Source organism: Flavobacterium anhuiense (assembly GCF_004151235.1).
GTDB classification, from domain to species: Bacteria; Bacteroidota; Bacteroidia; order Flavobacteriales; family Flavobacteriaceae; genus Flavobacterium; species Flavobacterium anhuiense_A.
On the sequence record NZ_JUIV01000003.1, the window covers coordinates 168,798 to 188,785 of the forward strand.

General features: G+C 33.6%; 21 protein-coding genes and 1 tRNA gene. 11 read left to right on the forward strand and 11 right to left on the reverse strand.

Annotation, left to right across the window (positions count from 1 at the left end; genetic code table 11):
• Positions 1–7: 7 nt before the first annotated feature.
• Positions 8–253 (reverse strand): hypothetical protein, encoded by a 246-nt coding sequence (locus tag NU08_RS06260; RefSeq protein WP_129746329.1) that lies wholly within the window; start codon positions 251–253, stop codon positions 8–10.
• Between the two features lie 295 nt (positions 254–548).
• Between NU08_RS06260 and NU08_RS06265 the strand changes: the two genes are divergently transcribed.
• Together NU08_RS06265 and NU08_RS06270 are read left to right on the forward strand one after the other, a co-directional pair.
• On the forward strand, positions 549–1,805 hold the full coding sequence (locus tag NU08_RS06265; RefSeq protein ID WP_129746330.1) for a putative DNA modification/repair radical SAM protein: 1,257 nt from the start codon (positions 549–551) through the stop codon (positions 1,803–1,805).
• A 5-nt stretch (positions 1,806–1,810) separates the two neighbouring features.
• Positions 1,811–2,596: a TIGR03915 family putative DNA repair protein gene (locus NU08_RS06270; protein ID WP_129746331.1), complete on the forward strand. Its 786-nt coding sequence runs from the start codon at positions 1,811–1,813 to the stop codon at positions 2,594–2,596.
• Between the two features lie 155 nt (positions 2,597–2,751).
• Here NU08_RS06270 and NU08_RS06275 read toward each other — a convergent pair whose 3' ends face one another.
• Positions 2,752–4,218 (reverse strand): glycoside hydrolase family 130 protein, encoded by a 1,467-nt coding sequence (locus tag NU08_RS06275; RefSeq protein ID WP_129746332.1) that lies wholly within the window; start codon positions 4,216–4,218, stop codon positions 2,752–2,754.
• Positions 4,219–4,408: 190 nt separating this feature from the next.
• Between NU08_RS06275 and NU08_RS06280 the strand changes: the two genes are divergently transcribed.
• Both NU08_RS06280 and NU08_RS06285 read left to right on the forward strand, forming a co-directional pair.
• On the forward strand, positions 4,409–4,948 hold the full coding sequence (locus tag NU08_RS06280) for a helix-turn-helix domain-containing protein (protein WP_129746333.1): 540 nt from the start codon (positions 4,409–4,411) through the stop codon (positions 4,946–4,948).
• Between the two features lie 88 nt (positions 4,949–5,036).
• A complete protein-coding gene (locus NU08_RS06285) occupies positions 5,037–5,975 on the forward strand; it encodes a hypothetical protein (RefSeq protein ID WP_129746334.1) in 939 nt (312 codons plus the stop codon).
• Between the two features lie 28 nt (positions 5,976–6,003).
• Here the strand turns inward: NU08_RS06285 and NU08_RS06290 are convergent, their stop codons facing one another.
• A complete protein-coding gene (locus NU08_RS06290) occupies positions 6,004–6,246 on the reverse strand; it encodes a hypothetical protein (protein WP_242502494.1) in 243 nt (80 codons plus the stop codon).
• A 411-nt stretch (positions 6,247–6,657) separates the two neighbouring features.
• Between NU08_RS06290 and NU08_RS06295 the strand changes: the two genes are divergently transcribed.
• Positions 6,658–7,203: a DUF4494 domain-containing protein gene (locus NU08_RS06295; protein WP_111422523.1), complete on the forward strand. Its 546-nt coding sequence runs from the start codon at positions 6,658–6,660 to the stop codon at positions 7,201–7,203.
• 86 nt (positions 7,204–7,289) lie between these two features.
• Here the strand turns inward: NU08_RS06295 and NU08_RS06300 are convergent, their stop codons facing one another.
• Positions 7,290–7,709 (reverse strand): hypothetical protein, encoded by a 420-nt coding sequence (locus tag NU08_RS06300; protein WP_129746336.1) that lies wholly within the window; start codon positions 7,707–7,709, stop codon positions 7,290–7,292.
• A gap of 209 nt (positions 7,710–7,918) precedes the next feature.
• Here NU08_RS06300 and NU08_RS06305 point away from each other — a divergent pair, with 209 nt between their 5' ends.
• The 3 genes from NU08_RS06305 (at position 7,919) to NU08_RS06315 (ending at position 10,132) form a co-directional block, all read left to right on the forward strand.
• Entirely contained in the window at positions 7,919–9,451 is a 1,533-nt protein-coding gene (locus NU08_RS06305) for an ArnT family glycosyltransferase (RefSeq protein WP_129746337.1), read from the forward strand.
• Positions 9,444–9,968 (forward strand): DUF4269 domain-containing protein, encoded by a 525-nt coding sequence (locus NU08_RS06310; protein WP_129746338.1) that lies wholly within the window; start codon positions 9,444–9,446, stop codon positions 9,966–9,968. The genes NU08_RS06305 and NU08_RS06310 overlap by 8 nt, the downstream gene beginning before the upstream one ends.
• A gap of 91 nt (positions 9,969–10,059) precedes the next feature.
• A tRNA-Met gene (locus NU08_RS06315) sits at positions 10,060–10,132 on the forward strand.
• Here NU08_RS06315 and NU08_RS06320 read toward each other — a convergent pair.
• The 5 genes from NU08_RS06320 to NU08_RS06340 form a co-directional block, all read right to left on the reverse strand.
• On the reverse strand, positions 10,092–11,648 hold the full coding sequence (locus NU08_RS06320) for a recombinase family protein (RefSeq protein ID WP_129746484.1): 1,557 nt from the start codon (positions 11,646–11,648) through the stop codon (positions 10,092–10,094). The genes NU08_RS06315 and NU08_RS06320 overlap by 41 nt on opposite strands.
• Positions 11,605–11,814, reverse strand: a complete 210-nt coding sequence (locus tag NU08_RS06325; RefSeq protein ID WP_129746339.1) for a hypothetical protein — start codon at positions 11,812–11,814, stop codon at positions 11,605–11,607. The genes NU08_RS06320 and NU08_RS06325 overlap by 44 nt, the downstream gene beginning before the upstream one ends.
• Before the next feature lie 258 nt (positions 11,815–12,072).
• On the reverse strand, positions 12,073–12,459 hold the full coding sequence (locus NU08_RS06330) for a hypothetical protein (protein ID WP_242502495.1): 387 nt from the start codon (positions 12,457–12,459) through the stop codon (positions 12,073–12,075).
• Complete coding sequence (locus NU08_RS06335) at positions 12,443–14,065, reverse strand: hypothetical protein (protein WP_129746340.1); 1,623 nt, start codon at positions 14,063–14,065, stop codon at positions 12,443–12,445. Before NU08_RS06335 ends, NU08_RS06330 begins: the two co-directional genes overlap by 17 nt.
• Before the next feature lie 34 nt (positions 14,066–14,099).
• Complete coding sequence (locus NU08_RS06340) at positions 14,100–14,669, reverse strand: hypothetical protein (protein ID WP_129746341.1); 570 nt, start codon at positions 14,667–14,669, stop codon at positions 14,100–14,102.
• Between the two features lie 180 nt (positions 14,670–14,849).
• Here NU08_RS06340 and NU08_RS06345 point away from each other — a divergent pair, with 180 nt between their 5' ends.
• The gene (locus NU08_RS06345; RefSeq protein ID WP_129746342.1) at positions 14,850–15,251 is read left to right on the forward strand and encodes a helix-turn-helix domain-containing protein; all 402 of its coding nucleotides are present in this window, start codon (positions 14,850–14,852) and stop codon (positions 15,249–15,251) included.
• A 200-nt stretch (positions 15,252–15,451) separates the two neighbouring features.
• Here NU08_RS06345 and NU08_RS06350 read toward each other — a convergent pair whose 3' ends face one another.
• Both NU08_RS06350 and NU08_RS06355 read right to left on the reverse strand, forming a co-directional pair.
• The gene (locus NU08_RS06350) at positions 15,452–15,748 is read right to left on the reverse strand and encodes a hypothetical protein (RefSeq protein ID WP_129746343.1); all 297 of its coding nucleotides are present in this window, start codon (positions 15,746–15,748) and stop codon (positions 15,452–15,454) included.
• The gene (locus NU08_RS06355) at positions 15,729–17,741 is read right to left on the reverse strand and encodes a histidinol-phosphatase (RefSeq protein WP_129746344.1); all 2,013 of its coding nucleotides are present in this window, start codon (positions 17,739–17,741) and stop codon (positions 15,729–15,731) included. The genes NU08_RS06350 and NU08_RS06355 overlap by 20 nt, the downstream gene beginning before the upstream one ends.
• 584 nt (positions 17,742–18,325) lie before the next feature.
• Between NU08_RS06355 and mobC the strand changes: the two genes are divergently transcribed.
• Together mobC and NU08_RS06365 are read left to right on the forward strand one after the other, a co-directional pair.
• Complete coding sequence (gene mobC / locus NU08_RS06360) at positions 18,326–18,682, forward strand: plasmid mobilization relaxosome protein MobC (protein WP_242502496.1); 357 nt, start codon at positions 18,326–18,328, stop codon at positions 18,680–18,682.
• The gene (locus NU08_RS06365; RefSeq protein WP_129746346.1) at positions 18,670–19,914 is read left to right on the forward strand and encodes a relaxase/mobilization nuclease domain-containing protein; all 1,245 of its coding nucleotides are present in this window, start codon (positions 18,670–18,672) and stop codon (positions 19,912–19,914) included. Before mobC ends, NU08_RS06365 begins: the two co-directional genes overlap by 13 nt.
• Positions 19,915–19,988 lie beyond the last annotated feature (74 nt).

Sequence of the window (19,988 nt, forward strand, 5' to 3'; positions counted from 1 at the left end):
ACTGGCTTTAAGCCACTTTCTTTGCTGTACGCTTTTTCTTTTCCAATAATTTAAGATGATTTTCAGCACATAAGATTTTTTCGGTTGTGCCGTTTTTTTGTATTTCAATGAGATAATGAAAATCTCTTTCTTTTGAAATCGATTTTATTATAAGCCCCTTTTTAAAATCCATTTTTCTTTCGATTATGGTTCCCTTGTAAGATATCCCACTCCATGCCGTGTAGGAAACATCTTGACCTTTTACAAATTTCATTGTTTTAGCGGTTTGTTTCTAATATTTGCTAATACTTCTAAATCTGAAAAACTAATGTTAAGGGGGGAAATCAGTTTTTCTATTTCGGCGAATGTAAAAAGTTTTGACAATCTACAAACCCGTATTTATACCTGTTTTTTGAATCTTAAATATACAAATTTTTCCAATGTAAAAATAACCTTGCAAAAAAAATTGATACAATTTAGAACAGCTTCTTTTATTCCTTTTTTAGGTTGAATTCCTAGCTTTGAAAGAATGAATTTTCGTTTCAAAAACAACTAAAACAAGGAGCAAAATGGTACAGGAAAGAGTAATGGAAAAGCTAGCAATTTTGGCAGATGCGGCAAAATATGATGTTTCTTGCTCATCGGGACAAAGCACACGCAAAAATAAAAACAAAGGATTGGGCGACACTGGAAGCGGAATCTGTCATGCCTTTACTGAAGACGGACGTTGTGTTTCTCTTCTCAAAATCCTACTTACCAATCACTGTATTTTTGACTGTGCCTATTGTGTCAGCCGAAAAAGCAATGATATCAAACGTGCCGCATTTACGGTACAAGAAGTGGTTGACTTGACGATTGGTTTTTACCGAAGAAATTACATTGAAGGATTGTTTCTGAGTTCGGGTATTTTTGACAATGCCGATTATACAATGGAACGTCTGGTTCGAATTGTAAAGAAATTACGGTTAGAAGAAAATTTTAATGGCTACATTCATCTCAAAGCGATTCCTGGCGCAAGCGAAGAATTACTAAAAGAGGCTGGATTGTATGCAGATCGTCTGAGTGTAAATGTAGAAATGCCAACAGAACAAAGCCTAAAATTGCTGGCTCCCGATAAAAATCATAAAGATGTCATAAAACCAATGCAATATCTTAAAAACGAAATCATTGGTTACCAAGAAGAGAAAAAATCGAATTACAAAACACCGCTTTTTGCACCTGCAGGACAAAGCACGCAAATGGTAATTGGCGCAACAAAAGAAAATGATATGGAAATTCTCGGAATGGCTAATTATTTTTACGAACAAATGAAAATGCGTCGGGTGTATTATTCTGGTTATGTGCCTATAAGTTATGACAACAGACTTCCCGCTATTGGAACTCCTGTTCCTATGATTCGTGAAAACCGATTGTATCAGGCCGATTGGCTAATTCGTTATTATGGATTTAATGTAAATGAAATTGTGGGATTTGACCAGCCTAATCTGGATTTGGATATTGACCCAAAATTAGGTTGGGCATTGCGAAATCTGCATCAGTTTCCAGTTGATATTAATATGGCAGATTTGGAATTAATTCAGCGTATTCCAGGAATCGGATTTTTGAGCGCGAAAAAAATTGTCGCTGCCAGAAAGTTCAAAAAATTACAACCCGAAGATTTAAAGAAATTAGGAATTGCCTACAACCGTTCTAAATACTTTTTGGCCTTTTCCTCACCTTTCTATCTGCAAAAAGATTTGACTCCTATTCAAATAAAAAGTCAAATTTTGAATATGCAGAATAGTAAATACAAAAATAATTTTTCGAACCAGCTTGCTTTATTTTAATTCTGATGACACAACTGCTTTATGATGGAAGTTATGAAGGCTGGCTTACAGCTGTTTTTGAAATCTACGAATACAAACTAAAAGATGTTGTTTTTGCCAAAGAACAGATTTCAAACACATTGCTTTTCTCAGATACTCATTTTGTAATAACTGATAATGTTAAAGCAAACCGAGTTTTAAATGGTTTGGAACAACGTCTCTCCCATCAAGGTTTCAATAACCTATATTTTGCTTTTTTATCTGAAATGGATCAGATTGAAGATATCTTATTCCGATTTGTGGAATATGTTTTTTCAAGTCCAATCAACATTGAAGGAGATTTAAGCCGAAACGAAGTATTGGACGTAAAAAAAGCGGCACATTTAACGGGAAAAGAAAGCCATAGAATGAAAGCTTTTGTTCGTTTTAAACTCACAAAAGACAATTTATATTATGCCATCATAGAACCAGATTGCGATGTTTTAACACTTATCGAACAGCATTTTAAAAACCGCTACGCAGACCAACGCTGGTTGATTTACGATTCAAGACGTAAGTACGGAATTTATTATGACCTTGAAAATGTATCGACTGTCGAAATGCAGTTTGAATCAAATCCTTCTTCCCGTTTTTTGGCAGAAATAAATGATGAAAACGAAGAATTCTTCGAGAATTTATGGCGCAATTATTTTAAGAGTGTCAATATTGAATCAAGAAAAAACACCAAACTTCACATCAAACACATGCCAAAACGATATTGGAAAAACCTGACAGAGAAAATTCCAAATCTTAAAAACAAAAGAACAATATAGTTTTATAAAAAAATCTAATTTAATCTGCTGAAATCAATCAGATCTGCGTGAAATATTTTTTGCGAATTGATTTTTTTCACGCAGATTAAAAAAGATAAAAAGCAGATGTGTGCAGATTAAACATAACTAGTGAGTGAAATTGGAATCTAAAAGTATTACTTGCTTTTCTTAAGCGCATCTAGCAATTCAACCATATCAACTACAGCATAAGTTGAGCAATAATCTGATACGGCATAAGGAAGAATTAAGCTATTGTTATGAATAATCGCTCCACAAGAATATACCACATTCGGCACATAACCTTCTCTCTCATCTTCTAAAGGAGATAGCAAAGGTTCTGTCAATCTTCCTATTTCTTTTGAAGGATCGTCGAGATCAAACAATGAAGCGCCAATGCAATAACGTCTCATCGCTCCAACTCCATGCGTAATTACAAGCCATCCTTCTTCTGTCCAAAGCGGTGACCCACAGTTTCCAATCTGAGTAAGCTCCCAAGTATAGCGTGGTTCTTGCAGTAAAACAGGAGTATTCCATTGTGTTACTCGATCAGAATACATAATATAATTGTTTACCCCGTCAATTCTGGCAAGCATGGCATATTTTCCCTTTATTTTTCGAGGAAACAATGCGAGATTTTTATTCTGAGCCCCTTCTCCGTGAAGCGGCATAACTCTAAAACTATAAAAATCTTCAGTAGAAATTAACTTAGGAAGAATTGTATGCCCGTTATAAGCTGTATATGTTGCCATAACTCGACTTGAACCGTTATCATCTGTAAAACGAACAAAACGCGCATCTTCTATTCCGCGGCTCTCCGAATCAGAAATCGGAAAAATGACACGCTCCGTAATGTCAGAATCATGTTTGAACTGTAAATCGTAAAAAGAATTGGCCAGCCACAATATTTCTTCGAGCGCTACTTTTCTTTCTTCACGAATTAAAGGATCTTTTAAAGACTCAATCAGTAAATTTTTAAGAACAGCAAATTCAAATTCATCTGGAAGATCCTGCATTATCTGAGCAATGTATTTATCTGCTGTATGCATTTCGTACAGCTTAGTAAGAAATCGCTCTTTATTAAATAAGGTTTTATGTTCTATTTCTGCCTTATCAATATGATTTCCTATTTTCATGATATGCAGATTGTTATCACGGTCTAAAATTGCTCTTCTAAAAACAATTGACGAGATGTGACCTTCACCAGTTGCTCGAAAAGAAATAATAACTCGTTTTTCTCCTACTTCTAATCCCGTCTGATCAAAATCTTCTACAATTGACGGATTAAAAATTGCCGCCGATTCTATAGCGTACTCCATAGTGCAATAAGACCCAATGAGCATTTTACGGTCTAGAGACATTGCCTCATAATCAATTTGCATTTCTTCTATTATAGGTCTTATTCTTTCGCAGTGTCTAAAAAATACTGCCGAAATATTTCTATGTCTTCTAGCAAATTCACGAAGTGTCTGCTCTAAAGTCTGCAAGACCTGTTTCTCATCCAGCATCATTATCCGAAGTACCATTTGCTGCGTTCTTTCCTGCCCATTCATAAAATATCGGGCAACAACTCTTTTGGAATCTGGTAATAACTTTACATTTTTTCGGACAACGGATACTCGCATAATTGGAAATTTTATAACAAAAACATTTAAGGAAATTATTTATTACACAACAAGTTAGTAATTTTTGTTAAAGAAAAAAACTTAATTTTTTATTAAAACTTTGAATCGGCCTAGAATTGAAGGTTTTATTTATCGTCATTTCATCAAAAGTTTTTTCATAATTTCGTCTTTAGACCAGCAACTTAAAATCATGAAGAATAAAGTTAAATTTTTGAGAGAAGAAAAAAATATGACTCAAAATGAACTTGCCGAAAAATCGGGACTTTCTTTACGGACTGTTCAGAGAATTGAGGCTGGAAATATTCTTAAAGGTTTTACCTTAAAAACTATTGCTGAGGCGTTAGAAACTCTTCCTGAAAATCTCATTATAAAAAAAGAAAATATACAAATAGAAAGGGCAAAACTTATTAATCTTTCGGTTTTATCAGGACTTATCATTCCGTTTGGCAGCGTCATTTTTCCTTTAATTTTAACGCACAAAACCCAAGATTCTATAAACAAAGAATTAGGAAAACAAATTGTGAGTCTTCAAATTGTTTTAAGCCTTTTACTTTCAATTTTAATGATCGCAAGTCCGTTTGTACAAAATTCGCTTACTTTAAAATTTCCGCTTTTCATTATTCCATTAATTGCAATTTTAAGCTTAAAACTCATTATCGTTATTCTAAACGGAATCAGTTTAAACCAAAAACAAGATCTTGCTATAAAACTGAAAAACAACTTCTTATAATTCAAGTCATAAAAATGACGTAAAACTGTCGTAGTGTTTTTGCACGAAAATCGGAATCGAAATCCGAATCTTGCAGAAAAAACAGACCATGAAATTATTTAAGAAAATTGCATTCGTATTTTTAATTATTATTGTTTTATTCTGCTTGGGAGGATATTTTTATTTTCAAAAGAAATTCACTCCGCCAGAGAACTATCTGAAGGTTTCGGGAATTGCTGAAAACATCCCCATAAAATGGATTTCTAGCAACGAAAACCCCCATTCTGCTTTACTTTTGCCTATAGAAATAAAAGGAATCAATCGAACATTCTATATGCAGTTTGACTCAGGTTCTCCTGTTACCGTTTTCTATAAAAAATCATTGGAATCAATTGCTGAAAAATTTCAAAATCAATTAAAAATCGATAATGAAAACTCCTCGATCTATAGTGCTTTTAAGATCGGAAAAATGAATGTAGCTTCAAATGATTTTGGAATTTTAGATTATGGCGAAAAAATCAATTTCGACAATCCAAATGCTGAAAATATAATTGGCACAATCGGAACCGATTTATTAGAAAAACGAATTACTGTTTTAGACTTTAAAAACAGTCAGTGTTCTTTTATAGAGAAAATTAAAGAAGATGATTTTGCTAATTTTGAATTCAAAAAACGCAAAATTCTTATTCCTTCGGTTATCGAAAATGAAAATCTAAAACTGCTCTACGATTCTGGAACGAGCGGTTATGAATTGATTACTACAAAAGAAATCTGGCAGCAATACCGTAATAAAAACAGTGCAATAAAAACAGAAAAAGGGAATTCATGGGGAAATACTTTGAGTGTTTATTCCGCTTCCGCGAAAAAGAAAATACAATTTGGAAAAGTCACATTGAATCTTTCTGAAGTTACTCATATAGAAGGCACTTCAGATTTGCAAAAATTCTTGATGAAACGTTCTGGAATGCAAGGAATGATTGGCAACAAACTTTTCCTGAATCACAAATTGATTCTAGATTGCAGAAACGAAAAATTCAAATTGGAATAAAAGTAAAATTCTACAATACTAAACGGTTTTAAGAATTGATTTTGATGATATTTTTGACGTTTTCGATAAAGATTTCCGTGTCTTTGATTTCTTGTTTAATCAAGTGATGATGATCAGATAAATTGTGCTGTTCCATCATATCTTTCTTTAAATATTTAATCATCGATTCCAGACTTCGCGTATCATTTTGATTCTGTCTTTTTAGTTCACGCTGTTTGCTTTCCAAATATTTTAAAGTCTCTTTTAACTTTTGAACGTCTAATTTTCCCAAACTTTTACTTTTAATATTCATAAAAAAATAATAGCGTAGGAATGCGATAAGATTCAATATGCTCCAAAAACCAATACCATTTGAATTTATCTCATTCCCAGCCATTATTATTGACAATTACGTTCAAATCGAGCTTTTGGATTTAGGAAAGGCTTCTTTTTTTATTATTTTTCCGAATAAAAAAATAAATCACTGAATTACAATTATTTAATTTTAAATCTAGAAGAAAATATTTTTATTTTTTATAAGATGAATGCAACTACAAAGCATTATAACCATTAAAAAAAACACAACTTTCAGAACTTCAAAACATTACCAAAAATCATCTAAAATTGTGAATATCTATTTGAAGATTTAACTATTATTTCTGCTGTAAAATTTATCTTTGGCATCCTTAAAATTTAAAAAGAGATGAGCGCAGTTTGGTACGAATGCAAAGTAAAATATAGAAAAACAGATGAAACTGGAGGACAAAAAGTTTTAACCGAACCTTATTTGGTTGATGCTTTGTCTTATACTGAGGCCGAAAAAAGAATGACTGAAGAAATGGCTGCTTATACTAGCGAAGAATTTAAAATCACAGCTATCAAAGTGGCAAATTATGCTGAAATTCATCCTTTTGAAAATGCAGATAGATGGTTTAAATCTAAAATCACGCTAATCGCTTATGATGAAGAAAGCGGTAAGGAAAGAAAAACTAGCATGTATATGCTGGTTCAGGCAAATGATGTTCGCGAAGCTTATGACAATACACTTCACATAATGAAAAATACAATGGGCGAATATTCTATTCCTGCTATTACAGAAACTCCAATTATGGATGTTTTCCCTTATTTCAGTGGTGAAGAAGGCGAAACAGAAATGTTAGAAAGATTTAATGCCTTGAAAGCTTCTAAACCAGAAAAACCAGAAGCAGAAATAATTGATCACATGGAATTTGAAACTGTCGAGGAATAAGCCCCTTAGATTGAAGATTTTTTCTAAAAAATTTGACAAAAAAAGCAAAATAGAATTCTATTTTGCTTTTTTTTATTTAAGACTATTTAATAAAGCATTTTCGCCAATGGAGTTACTGCCGAAGCAGATTTTGGCAATAAAGCTGTAAGTGCATCAAATTGTGTCGGACTTATAGTCTTTTTCATTTTAGATATAAAAGACTCTCTATTTGTAGTCATTTTAGACGTATAGCCTGCTTTGTCGGTAGCCATTGTAGGCAAGATATTTTTCTTTTTATTTAGAGTTTCATTTACCAATGAATTTACCGCTGGTTTTTGAGCATCAGTTAACTTCAATTTTGGAGATAATACTCCCATAACCTGATTTGCAATACTAGCAACATCAAAAGCTGGCGCCGCTGTTGTCGAAGCCTTACTGGCTGCTTTTGTTACGTCTCCTATACTTTGTGCATTTGCAAATGAAACTGTCCCTAAAAAGACAGCTAAAATCAATAATTTCTTTTTCATGGTATTTTCGTTTATAGTTATTTGCTTGATACTAAAGGTAATAAAAATGTTAATTCAATTGACATTTTTAAAAACATAAATACCTAAATACCTGCACTTTACAAGATTTCAACAAGAAACATTCCTAATATTCAAAAATCAAAATAAGTTCTATCTTAGCTACAGAATTACACCAAAAGACGAAACCAACCTAAGAAACCAAAATCTACATGAACCAAAAAACACTTATTTTAATTGGGTTTATCATTTTAAAATTTGCACTTCAATGTATTTTAGTAAGTCCTGAATACGATTTGCAGCGTGACGAATATCTGCATCTCGATCAAGCAAATCATTTGGCCTGGGGCTATTTATCTGTTCCGCCAGTTACTTCTTGGTTTTCGTATCTTATTCTGTTGCTTGGAAATTCGGTTTTCTGGGTAAAGTTCTTTCCTGCCCTATTTGGCGTCTTGACGCTTTTGATTGTCTGGAAAACAATAGAACTTTTAAAAGGTAATCTTTACGCCTTAATTCTTGGTGCTTTATGTGTATTGTTTTCGTGTTTGCTGCGTTTAAATACACTGTATCAGCCAAACTCTTTTGACGTTTTATGCTGGACTGCATTTTATTATGTTTTAATACAATACATTACTTCAGAAAACACAAAATGGCTCTATATAGGAGGCGTAGTTTTCGCCTTTGGCTTCTTGAACAAGTACAATATTGCGTTTTTATTCCTCGGATTAGTTCCAGCCATTTTACTTTCTAAACAGCGAAAAATACTGGCTAAAAAAGAGTTTTATTTCGCTTTGGTTTTAGGATTACTATTAATTCTGCCAAATCTTTACTGGCAATACAGCAATCATTTTCCAATTGTACATCATATGAAGGAACTGGCCGAAACGCAATTGGTCAATGTCGATAGAGCCGATTTTATAAAAGAACAGATTCTTTTTTTCATCGGCGGTTTATTGGTGATTCTAGCAGGACTTTATGCGGTTTTATTCTATCAGCCTTTCAAAAAATACCAGCTCTTTTTTGCTGCATTTGTTTTCACACTTTTGATTTTTATTTACTTCAAAGCAAAAGCCTATTACGCAATCGGATTATATCCAATTTACATTGCTTTTGGAGCTGTATTTTTATCTCAAATCTTAAACAATGGATGGAAGCGTTTTCTAAAACCTGTTTTTATCCTAATTCCGTTATTGTTTTTTATTCCGATGTATGATATTGCTTTTCCAAACAAAAGTCCTGAGTATATGGTAGCGCATTCAGAGAAATATAAAAAAATGGGAATGCTGCGTTGGGAAGACGGAAAAGACCATCATTTGCCTCAAGATTTTGCCGATATGCTGGGCTGGAAAGAATTGGCCAGAAAAACAGATTCGCTCTACGCATTATTGCCCAACCAAAAAGAAACAATTGTGCTCTGCGATAATTACGGACAAGCTGGAGCGATTAATTATTATACTAAAAAAGGAATAAAGGCTGTTTCTTTCAACGCTGATTATCTCAATTGGTTTGATCTTAGTATTCAATACAAACATTTGATTCGTGTTAAGGATTTTGAAGAAAACGATAAAGAAATGAAAGAAACAAGTCCGTACTTTGAATCTTCGGTTATTGGCGGTGAGGTCACAAACCAATACGCTAGAGGATACCGCGCTACAATTTTTGTTTTCAAAAATGCTAAAATTGATATCAATAAAAGATTAGAGCAGGAAATCAACGAAGAAAAAAGTAAGATCATAAATGATTAATTTCAAAAACATATCTTATTTAAAAACTGGAAATCTAAAACAGCAAGCGGCATTTCATATATTGACCAAACATCAAGTTTTGGAAAATCTTGCCGAATTTGATCCAATCTTGGTTGGCACGATTCCGATTAATATTGATATTGAAAACAGCGACTTGGATATTGTCTGCTATTGGAAAAACAAATCTGATTTTATTGAAAGGATCCAATATTTGTTCGAGAAAGAAAACCGTTTTTCGATTCGAGAAATCATAATTGACAATCAGGAATCAATAGTTGCAAACTTCTTTATTGAGGCTTTCGAAATAGAAATTTTTGGCCAAAATATTCCAACAGAACTTCAAAATGGCTACAGACATATGGTCATTGAAGACCAAATTCTAAGTTCTAAAGACGAAAACTTTAGATTAGAGATTATAAAACTGAAAGAAAGTGGCATAAAAACCGAACCTGCATTTGGCTTGCTATTAGGCTTAAACGGAAACGTTTACCAAGAATTATTGGATTATAAAGTCTAAGAAAAGCCATCTCTTTTTAAAATTATAAAAAATAAAGTACTAAAATTATTTGCATAACCGTATTTAGTGTGTATCTTTGCACCCGAAACATCGCGGGATAGAGCAGTAGGCAGCTCGTCGGGCTCATAACCCGAAGGTCACAGGTTCGAGTCCTGTTCCCGCTACTAATTGGGACAAAGAAGAAAATTTCTTCTTTGTCCCTTTTTTATTTAGCCCTATCAGCCTGTTAATACTGTAGATGAGATGCACAACTTCGTTTACTCTAGCGGTTCGAAACCCGTTTTCAGAAATCGTAAAATTCTCAGGAAAAATCGAACCTAATAAATCTCTCGATTCAATCCAGTTGCCGTTCTCATAATATTCGTTAAGCTTCATCAGGTTATCTACTCCCGCTTTTAAAAGCTCTTCAATATCTTTATTTTCATCATCGATGCCAGATAATTTTAATTCAAGCTTTCTTACCATCTCTCCATAATCTGACTTCATCTCTCTATAGTCCGAAGCTTCAATCTGTTTTGTTGCAAGAAGATCCCTTGCATTTGAGATTCTGGTTTCATAATCTTTGATCTGGCTTATGATTTTAGTCTTTTCTTCTAAGACATCCTTAATCTGTTCTTTATAACAATCGCCTATGACATTGGCATAGATATTTTTGATTTCAGGAATTGGCACATATTTTTTCAGATTCTGTATAAATATCTCATTGGCTGTTTCCGAGTTTATCCTGTATCTGCAACCTGCACTGCAATGATAGTACGGGTAATATTTATGTCGTCCTTTAGATATGCTCCCTGTCAGCATTTTTCCGCAATCGGGACAGAGGAAAAAACCTCTCAGCGGAAAAGGTTTTGCTGAAACAGCCTTCGGCAGATATTTGCGGGATCTTCCATCAAGCACGTCCTGAACTTTATAGAAAAGCATTTCAGAGATTAAAGCTTCATGCTGTCCTCTCACTAAAGTGCGTTCCTCATCCTTATATTTAGGAACTTCGATCTTACCGCAGTAAAGAGGATTGCGAATCGCTCTCCAGAAATGGTTTTTGCCTGCTTTAAGCCCTTTTTCTTTTGCCATGTGAAGCACCTGTTCAGTATTAAAAATTCCTTTGGAAAGTTCTTCAAAAGCCCATTTTAAAATAGAAGCTTCTGGCTGGTCGAATGCAATATATTTTGTACCGTCTTCTTTTACTCTGTTAATATAACCTATGGGTGCAATGCCCATATACCTTCCCTCTTTTCTAGCTCTTCTCATGCCGTGAAAGGTATTTAAGGCTCTTCGGTCATTCTCCACCTCGGGCGCAGCCAGATAAAAAGCCAGCATCATTTTATTCTCGGGTATTGATAGATCCAAAGGCTGTTCTATTGCCTGAGGTTCAACTCCCAATTTTCTGAGCATACTGATCATTTGGTATGCATCTCCCGCATTTCTGCTGAACCTGTCCCATTTGGTAAACAGGAGAAGATCGGTTTTATTCTTATGCTTCTTTAGATCCGCAAGCAGTTTCTTCCACTGCGGACGGTTGAATGTCTTTGCCGAATGGTCTTCATAAATAACGTGTCTTATTTCAACTGCGTTTATTTCGCAATACTTGCGAAGCATTTCTTCCTGATTCCTCTGTGAGTAGCCCCTGTCTGCCTGCTCATCGGTACTCACTCTCACGTATAGGTCTGCTATTTTTCTCATCTTTTCTCTTTAAATAGTTTGAAACTGCCATATTTGCCAGTTTTCTTAAAAATTCTAAAATCATTCCCGCCTGTTCCAGCGTCACTTCCACTCCTTCATCTTTCAGCATTTTTCTGGTCTTTTCTGCCGTCATTTTTCCTCTTTCTTCTCTTCCATCCTTCTCCATTTGAAATTCCTCTTCATTAAAAAAAGACCGAGTCTCGGTCTTTTTTGTTCCACAATCACTGTCCGCTCTAAAGTTAAAAAACTTTTTTCATTTTATCCTGATCAAAATATGGTGGGGATAATACAAATATAAAACCTAATCCACTGAGGATCATAAGTAAAATTTACCTATCATAACTCAATCCTTTCTTAGATTTTTATAAAGATAAGCCTCTTTTCTCTCAATGTCATGGACATAATATGTACATCAAAACGCAAATCATGAATTGGAATCTACATTGCCTTCATCTTTCATATCCTTACATAAATAACTTATTTCGTTTATAAGCTCAAATTCATCTATCGGTAACAGCTGAAGCGTTACTCCCAATATAAGCCCCACATCAATATTCTGGTTTAGAACCGTAGGCGGAACTTCTGCACTGTCGTTGTCCAGAGCGATTATGCAGAGCTTCATCAGGTTTCTTATAATTGAAAGAAGTTCGCAATAATCATATATTCTGATCTCTGCATTATACATGCCTCTTTTATCCTGTGCTGGTTTTAAAGTATTAAGAAGTCTATTGCTTAACATTCCGATTCTTTCCAGTTTTATAATTTCATCTGTATCCATAATCTTTATACTTAAATTAATTTGCCGAATCATTCTGTCCAATTTTTTTCACAAGCCCGCCTTCAACAACTGCAAGACGAAGTTCATCCATAAGTTTCTCCGCGATTACTTTCATTTGATTAATTTCTTCCGTAGCCAGTCTTGATGACCAGTTAAACACAGCTCTGTTTTTATCCAAGAAAGGAAAAAAGCCAGTCCAGAACTGTTCCGTCAAATAACTGTGCTTTATCATATCAGGATTAGCATAAATGCAAAGCTCCCATAGGGTCTGGCTTGGCAGATAATTCGGCATGTAATACGTTTTTGCAAAAATGTAGGTTCTGCAGAATGACATGAAAAATAACGAAAAGATAGAAGTCAGCCCGCAGTAATTGCCATCAGCATTACTGGCGATCATAGAAAACTGGCGGAAACTCTGTTCTGTCCATCTGTAAAAAAAATCGATGTCGCCATGATATGGTCTGTGAGGAGATTCCCAGTGAAAATCTGGGTGATGCCTGTTTGATGAATAGATAAGAAAATCTTCCTTAATTATCTTTTGAAAGAAGTTTTGGTATTCGTAGAGATTATTCTGTATCCAATAACGGCTGTGGCTGATCAGAACAAAAGAAGAACTGCCTTGTGTCCTGCTTTTTATGGTGTTAGTGATCGATTTTAATTTTTCATTCCCCAGACCCTCACCTATTATCAGAAGATAATAAGCAGTTTTTGAATGGTTGACAGTCTGATTATAAAGATAGATCTGTTCTGCATCAGCTGAGCCTAAAATAGTCTGAACAGCGATTTCAAGCACTTTATCTTTAGGTTCTGCATCACATAAAACTTCCTGCTTCAGGGCATGTTCTTTTTTTATCAGTTTTCTAAACTCATTAAATCTATTCCCAATAAGACTATACAAACTTTCTTCAGCATTTTCCACAGCCTGAAACATTTCATTTCTGTACATCGCTTCCTCATCGCTGGAAGCTTCTTTTGCCTGCTCAAAAAGATCAATAAGATAATACCCGCCCTTAGCAGTTTTGACAAAGCATTTTTGGATTACTGGAATGTATTGGATAAGATTATTTATCCTTTCATTCAGATCGGCAGAGTCTGATTTATTTCCCATATATAATTCTTCCAGCCATTGGAGATCATATTCAATTAGCCTGCTGTAGGAGGTAAAAACACTGTTGGAAGAGCCTTCTGAAATGAGATTTTTAATCTGCCATTTATGAAGCTGATGATCATGGTGGAAATTGTTTTCAAATTCATTAAATCTCTTTTTGAATTTCCGCCATTCCACCGTTTTAAAAGCAGAATCTGCAAATGGATTATTCTGATAAATGACAGCAGACTCACGGCAGTAGAATGCTTTGAATGGATCTCCAAGAGAATAGTGATGTCGGATTTTTGAAGAAAAAACAAATAACACATCAATGTGAAGGCGTTCTTTAACTTTTCTAACCCATTTGGCACGCTGATGTTTCTGCGCATCTATACTGTTCTCAATGTTGATTATAAGTTTTGAAAATACCGAGGATTGCTCTCTTGTAAAAAAAATCTGAACAATCTTATATTTACCCGCAAGTTCTCTTAATATGTTTTCCAGATACTCGTTTTCGAGTTGTGGAAAAGTAAGTTTATCTAAAGTTTTCATATTGTTTATTTTTTGAAATTGATATTGCGGTTATCTACTCGGCAGGGGATAAAATATCCTCTCGCTGTTTATCTTTTTTAATCTTTTCTATGCCTCTTTCCATGATAAGTTGTCCTGCATCGAGCATTTTGACTAAGTGCACATAAGGAGTGACAATGTCATAATCCGATTCTTCTGCGTGGGGAGATAATGAAAGGTGCACGATTTCACAGAGGAAGGATTCAAACTGATCCAGCGATTTCTCTTCGAAGGCATTTTGAAATGCTTTAAAAGGATTTTTATACTCTGCTTTACTTAAAGAAGCTAAATGGACTAGTGAAGTATAGTCTCCTGAACCCTTCGCAATCCATTTTCTGCTTTTTCTTTTCAGACAGTGGCAGACTTTTAAAAAAGAGCTTAAAGCGGTATAAATGACAAAGACATGGCAGGGATTATGCTGTCTGCAAATCTCCCTCTTGTAGCTGTGCATCACTAAATCGTTTAAAGTCTGCTTGTACTCGTCAAGATGTGAAAAATCAAAAAAAGCGTGAAGAGTCTCATACGGATTTCCTGCCTCGTAAGCTGACCAAAAATTAGTTCCAAAGGATAATTTATTCTTTTTCATAGCGGAAATATTTAGAATTCAAAAGCGAAGTTCCTGCCTTTCAAAAGGATAAACTATTCAGAAATCGGATATAATATCTGACAAAAGGGATATTTTACAGGATATTTTTCTATCTTTGGTTTTCAGACTTTTTAATCCAAATGGCTTTATCTTTGAGCCTTCAGAAAACTAACACTCATTATGGAACAGAAAATTCATCAGGGAAGAAACGTTAAACGTTTTAGGGAAATGCTTGGCATCAAACAGGAAGCACTTGCTTATGATCTGGGGGAAGACTGGAATCAGAAGAAGATTTCTATGCTGGAGCAGAAAGATGTAATTGAAGATAATCTACTTAAGCAAATCTCAGATTCATTAAGAATTCCTGTTGAAGCTTTTAAGAATTTTGATGAGGATAATGCAGTAAATGTAATAGCCAATACTTTTGGAGATAATGCTTGCGTTGGAAATCCTAATTCTACATTTAACTTCAATCCTATTGAAGAGGTAAAAAAACTTCACGAAGAAAAAATTGCTTTATTTGAACGTATGCTAAAAGAAAAAGATGAAATGATAGCAAGACTTGAACAATTAATCAAATAAATAATTTCAAAATCAATAAAGAAAAATAGCTTTTTCAGAAAATATATTAATTCAAACAAAAAGAGACCTTCTGGTCTCTTTTTTAATTATTTATATTAGTAATATTTTAACTTGCATATAATTTTTCATACTGAAAAATAAAAACTTCTGCCCATTGCGTGCTTCAATATATGTGTCGCTAAAAAACGTATTATTAGTTTTTATTGATATTTTTCTAATGCTGTTTTAAACAAATTTTCAGCTTCATCTTTGAATCTATCTTTATTGGTTAAAAAAGTTGTAAACTTCTCTGCAATATGTTTATAAATAATTTGATGTGCTTTGTTTCCTAACAAATTTTCTTCGTAGGCATCTAATTCGAAATCATTACTTGTCGCATGATCAAGTAAGTTTAGCAAATCATCTTTTTCAATTTGATCAATTTCAACCCAGTTTGTTGGCGCTGTAGCGTCTTTTATGTAATATCCTTTATTATCTTCAATTTTTAAGTATTTCATATGCCTTTTGTTTTCTTTCGTAATAAGCTTCTTCTCCTGCTTCCAAACAATTAAATAAAATATCAATGTTTTGTATTTCTTTTCCTTCATGATTTTTCAAAACTTTACTCATGGGATGTCCAAAATAAACTTCATATTTTATGTCTCCATCTACAATTTTCTTTTGCGTATAAAGTAGAAAATCTGGTTTTATCGACGCTCCAATTGTATTGTTATGGGTCACTACTATAACTGGAATTTCTTTTGATATTTCTTTTATTAATTCATTTACTTCATTTTTGAGAAATATGTTATCAAAAGAAGATTCTGGTTCGTCTATCATTAATATGTCATGCTTTAACGCATCACTAATTTCATGCAATAAATTGAATTCTGAACGCTCACCTCCAGAAACTGGGAAACCATGTTTATTAAGAGTTTTGTATTCTATATCAACGAAATATTTATAATAATCAGTCTCCTCAATAGCAATGCTCTTTAATGATATCAAATATTTATATGGTTTATTGTAATTCTCGAAAGCTTCACTAAAAGCGAGTCTGCTTTTACTTTTCTTTTGTAGCTGACTAGCACCAGTAAATTTTTTTGTTTTAGCAACAACCTTAAAACCTCTAATTTCCTTACTATCAATCACATTCTCCCTCTGGAGATTGCTTACCAATTGATTAAATTTACTAACTTTTAACTTGTCTAATTGAATTTTACTGAAATCAATATCTTCAATAGATGTGGAAGATGACCGTATTTTCAAATCATCTTTAATTCTTTCAGTTAAGTCGTTTACAAAACTCCTCTCAAGATTTTTAGTATATTTTATTTTGTAATTATGAATTAGTTCAAAAAACAAATCCTTTAGGCTTTTCTCAGACACATGTTTATTAATCAATGCTTTATATTCAACATTATCTAACAAAAGTTTAGTCGCTTTAATTAATGCTTTCAAATTTTCTAAATCGTCTAGTTCAAACTTAGTTTCGTTATATAGCTTACATTTTGAAAAACTATCCAATTTATCACTTTCGGATGCAAACTTTTTAAGTGAGCCAAGATATTTCTCCACTTCTTGATTATTTGATTTTATATCCACATCATTAACTTCGTAAATAACATCTTTAAATTCTTTCAGATAGTTTTCAGACACTAAACTATGACGAGTTGTGACTAATTCTTTGAATTTTTCTTCATCATTTTGGAGCAGTGAAAATTGTTCGATATATTTTACATTTTCAATCCCATTAATAATTTTTTCTAATGTGTAAGTTTTACCAGTTGAGCGTTCCCCAATTATAACATTTAATCCTGTTGATAAAATAATTCCGTCGTCAGTTGCTTGAAAAAATTCATTACCTTCTTCTTTTGAAAGATAAACTTTATTCTTGTCGAATAAACAGCCTTTTAATGCCATAAGTGAATCATCATTAGCATCAATGTACGTTTGGCGTGTTGGATAATTAATCATCCCTTCGACAAATCTACAATCACTAAATATAACTGGAACAAGTTTATCGCTTTCAGCAAGACACGCTTTGAATTTCCTTACACTTGTAACTTCCCCACAAAAGATATTATCGCCCAGTTTTCCTAATGTTTCAATTTTAATATTAGGCTTTTTATCGTAATGAGGGATAAGAAGATATCTTGAAAGCAGAGGAAAAATTTCTATTAGTTGTTCATAGCTAATGGAATCTGTTCTAGTTTTTATGAGCTCAGTTACTTTTTTACATTTTAGATCAAAATCTTCTAAATCTTCATTTTCAGAAATTAGTAATATGTGTCCCGCCTCTAAATCTATTTCAATTCCAGGAAATACTTTTATTGGTAACTCCGACGAAATTTGTTCGAATTGTCCTTTATCAAAAAGATTATGATTAGTTATTGCTATACAATCCAATTCTAGTTTTTCTGCATAATCTTTTAAAGAATTTAAACTAAAAAAGAATTCCTTGTCACTTAAAGATGGTATTGTATGAATATGTAAGTCTACTTTTTTCAAATTACTTTGTATTTGGTTGAAATTAAAGACAACTATTTTTTCGAACTGCTATATCTCTTAAAATATATAAGTTTTGATTATATAATTTATAATGCATGAAATTAAACTATTATATCAAATAGATAACACGTATAATTACCTTTTTTAAATATTTTAAAAAGAAAAAAAGCAAAGCAAAGTATTGGACACAGTCAGAGAAGTGCACATAACATTTTCTTCGTTCCTCAAAAAATGCCCTTCGGGACTTATAGCACTTCAACTGTCTGAATGTCCAATTAAAGACTGCTTTCTTTTTTCCCTTTTTCTTTTTTAAGCATTTATACATTGTAACAGCCTACAGCCATCATGACCATATTTTGATCATGATACATATAAATATTTTCCTTAAATTAGAAGCCTGCTTTTAAAAATCTCCAAAGATTGCCACGTTCCTGCAATCAGCAAGATGAACGGTTGTTTAACAACCGCCTATCTTGCCACCCATTGCCTCGGAACTCGGCGGTGGAGAAACTTAAAAGCAAAGAGTTTGATAATAATGAAAATGAAAGATGATGAAAAGAGAAAATTCAAACAGAACACGAATCGTGGGACTGCGATTCACTCCTTTGGAGTATGCCGAACTAGAAAAAAGATTTAGAGCAAGCACCTGCCGAAAATTAAGCGACCACATCAGAAGCCACTTATTCAACAAACCAATTGTCGCCACCTACAGAAACCAGTCTTTAGACGATCTGATGGAAGAGACAGCTGTACTTACTTCCGAATTACGGGCAATCGGCAATAATATCAATCAGATTGCCAGAAAAATAAACTCGCTCAAAACAGTTCCCGATTTTAAAGGGCATCTTTATCTGTTCGAAATCCAAAGAAAAAGGCTTTTTGATAAAATGGCGGAGGTCTCAGACCACACCCAGAAAATAGCAGAAAAATGGTTGCAGTGATAAAAACAAGCTCGTCCATAAGAAGTGTTCTGAATTACAACGAAAATAAAGTTGAGATCGGAAAAGCGGAATGCATAAGCGCTGTGAATTATCCTCTGGAGCTGGAAAAACTGAGTTTCACATCAAAATTAAACCGCTTTCTAAAACTGGCAGAACTCAATACCAATGCGAAGAGAAACACAGTGCATATCTCGCTCAACTTTGATCCCTCGGAGAATCATTCGAAAGAAAAACTGGCTGAAATTGCAGACACTTATATGGAAAAACTGGGATTTGGCAGACAGCCTTATCTGGTATATCAGCATTATGATGCAGGGCATCCACACTGCCATATAGTGACAAACAACATTCAGAGAGACGGAAAAAGAATCGATCTGCATTTACTGGGAGTCAGAAAATCCGAACCTGCTCGAAAAGAAATTGAAGAAATTTTCGGACTTGTAAAAGCCGAAGGAAGAAAACAGAAAGAACAATTTTCGTTAAATCCGATAGATGTCGGCAGAGTCCAATACGGAAAAGCAGAGTCCAGAAAGGCTATTAATTCAGTTTTAAGCAAGGTTTTATTTGACTATAAATATTCAAGCCTGCCTGAACTCAATGCCGTTCTGAACCTCTATAATGTTCATGCTGACAGAGGAAGCAAGGAATCGAGAGTTTTTAAAAACTACGGACTTCTTTACAAGATACTTGACCAGAATTCAAAACCGATAGGTGTGCCGATAAAAGCCAGCGAATTCTACAGCAGACCTACACTGAAATTTTTGGAAGGAAAGTTTCGGTCTAATGAAGCAGAGAAAGAGTCTTGTAAAAAATATGTCAAAAATGCCGTAAAACTCGCTTTCAATCGTGAAAACATTTTTTCTCCCGAAAAATTATCCAAGATATTAGAAAGAGAAAGCATTCATATGATACTAAGAAAAAGCAATGAAGGACAGCTTTACGGAATAACTTATGTTGACCATAAAACCAGATCTATTTTCAACGGAAGCAGTCTTGGAAAAGAATTTAGTGCAAAAGGGATTCAGGAAAGCTGTGCCATGAAAATTCTTGGATTTGAAAGAAAGCATAAAAACTCGATATCTACTAGTTCAGAGTACTTTCAAAATGTAGAATCAAAAGAGTATATAAAAGAAAATTTAGCTGATATACTTCTTCGTGGTGAAAAAATAAATGATTATGTATCAAAAAAATTTAGACAAAAAAAGAAAAGGAGAATTTACAGAGGAATTTAAAAACAATTTTCTGAGATAAAAAATACACTTACCCTCATATTCAATCTTTCTGTATACATTATTAATAATCCCTC

Excerpts from the sequence above, each read along its gene's own strand:
- NU08_RS06260 (WP_129746329.1), bottom strand. The coding sequence starts at position 253 with ATGAAATTTGTAAAAGGTCAAGATGTTTCCTACACGGCATGGAGTGGG.
- NU08_RS06265 (WP_129746330.1), top strand. The coding sequence starts at position 549 with ATGGTACAGGAAAGAGTAATGGAAAAGCTAGCAATTTTGGCAGATGCG.
- NU08_RS06270 (WP_129746331.1), top strand. The coding sequence starts at position 1,811 with ATGACACAACTGCTTTATGATGGAAGTTATGAAGGCTGGCTTACAGCT.
- NU08_RS06275 (WP_129746332.1), bottom strand. The coding sequence starts at position 4,218 with ATGCGAGTATCCGTTGTCCGAAAAAATGTAAAGTTATTACCAGATTCC.
- NU08_RS06280 (WP_129746333.1), top strand. The coding sequence starts at position 4,409 with ATGAAGAATAAAGTTAAATTTTTGAGAGAAGAAAAAAATATGACTCAA.
- NU08_RS06285 (WP_129746334.1), top strand. The coding sequence starts at position 5,037 with ATGAAATTATTTAAGAAAATTGCATTCGTATTTTTAATTATTATTGTT.
- NU08_RS06295 (WP_111422523.1), top strand. The coding sequence starts at position 6,658 with ATGAGCGCAGTTTGGTACGAATGCAAAGTAAAATATAGAAAAACAGAT.
- NU08_RS06300 (WP_129746336.1), bottom strand. The coding sequence starts at position 7,709 with ATGAAAAAGAAATTATTGATTTTAGCTGTCTTTTTAGGGACAGTTTCA.
- NU08_RS06305 (WP_129746337.1), top strand. The coding sequence starts at position 7,919 with ATGAACCAAAAAACACTTATTTTAATTGGGTTTATCATTTTAAAATTT.
- NU08_RS06310 (WP_129746338.1), top strand. The coding sequence starts at position 9,444 with ATGATTAATTTCAAAAACATATCTTATTTAAAAACTGGAAATCTAAAA.
- NU08_RS06320 (WP_129746484.1), bottom strand. The coding sequence starts at position 11,648 with ATGAGAAAAATAGCAGACCTATACGTGAGAGTGAGTACCGATGAGCAG.
- NU08_RS06325 (WP_129746339.1), bottom strand. The coding sequence starts at position 11,814 with ATGGAGAAGGATGGAAGAGAAGAAAGAGGAAAAATGACGGCAGAAAAG.
- NU08_RS06330 (WP_242502495.1), bottom strand. The coding sequence starts at position 12,459 with ATGATTCGGCAAATTAATTTAAGTATAAAGATTATGGATACAGATGAA.
- NU08_RS06335 (WP_129746340.1), bottom strand. The coding sequence starts at position 14,065 with ATGAAAACTTTAGATAAACTTACTTTTCCACAACTCGAAAACGAGTAT.
- NU08_RS06340 (WP_129746341.1), bottom strand. The coding sequence starts at position 14,669 with ATGAAAAAGAATAAATTATCCTTTGGAACTAATTTTTGGTCAGCTTAC.
- NU08_RS06345 (WP_129746342.1), top strand. The coding sequence starts at position 14,850 with ATGGAACAGAAAATTCATCAGGGAAGAAACGTTAAACGTTTTAGGGAA.
- NU08_RS06350 (WP_129746343.1), bottom strand. The coding sequence starts at position 15,748 with ATGAAATACTTAAAAATTGAAGATAATAAAGGATATTACATAAAAGAC.
- NU08_RS06365 (WP_129746346.1), top strand. The coding sequence starts at position 18,670 with ATGGTTGCAGTGATAAAAACAAGCTCGTCCATAAGAAGTGTTCTGAAT.